Annotated in this window: 1 protein-coding gene; it reads right to left on the reverse strand. The window is 48.6% G+C overall.

The features are described 5' to 3' along the window. Positions 1-1,073 (reverse strand): condensation domain-containing protein (locus MOC09_RS20050; protein WP_268371688.1); only part of this gene is annotated, 1,073 nt, incomplete at both ends.

Below are 1,073 nucleotides of genomic sequence, written 5' to 3' on the forward strand. Positions count from 1 at the left end.
AAATCTTCAAATCTCCTAATCTCAATGAAGGAATCTCCATGTTCTGCATATTGAACATCACGCTGAACAGCGGGCTTCGGCTTGTGTCCCTTGTAAGCGGAAGTTTTTCAATGAGCTCCTCAAGCGGATAGCTCTGGTGCTCGAATGCTTGAAGGCTGGCTGTTTTGACCTCTTCAAGGAATTGCGCAAAGGTTTTATCTTCCGCAGGCGCCGTTCTTACTGCGACCGTATTGACAAACATCCCCGGCACTCCTTGCAGATCAGGATGTGTTCTTCCCGCCGTCGGTGAGCCGACAATGATATCGTCCTGTGACGCGTACTTAGAAAGGAGCACATTGAACGCCGCCAGCAGAAACATATACATTGTGGTGTCTGTTTCTGCCAAGAGTGATTTGATTTGATCCGTAATTTGCTTATCAAGGCCAAACATCACGCGCTCTCCGGCAAAGCTCCGTTCAGCAGGACGCTCGAAATCCGCCGGAAGATCAAGAATCGGAAGCTCGCCTTTAAAGGTGTCGAGCCAGTATGCTTCATCTTTTTGATGATCAGCATGTTCTTTGTGCCAAACAGCGAAATCTTTATAGTGAATCTGCGGCAGCTCAAGATCAGCGCCTTGATATATTTTGGCGAGATCACCGATCAGAATGCCTGTTGAACTGCCGTCAGTGATGATATGGTGCATATCAATGAGCAGCAGGTGGCGTTCTTCCTCTAGCTGGACAAGCTTCGAACGGACGAGCGGTGCGCGGTTTAGTTCAAACGGCTGAATGAACGCTTTGATCATTTCCTCCGCGTCTTCTTCCCGTCCCTTGGCAGCCTCCAGCTGGAACGATACGTTTTTATGAACAGTTTGTACAACTTCTCCGTCGATCATGTCAAACGATGTACGGAGGATTTCGTGCCGGTTGATTAATTGCTGAATCGCGTTTTCAAGCCGGTCTTTATCTACTTCTCCCTCCAGCAAAAGTACAGCGGGGACGTTGTAGCTTGTGTTTGCTTGTCCAAGCTGATTGAGGATATACATTCTCCGCTGGGCCGGGGATACAGGATAATGCTGCTGATAAGGTGCTTGC

The sequence above is a fragment of the Bacillus sp. N12A5 genome (assembly GCF_026790125.1).
Lineage (GTDB): Bacteria > Bacillota > Bacilli > Bacillales > Bacillaceae > Bacillus.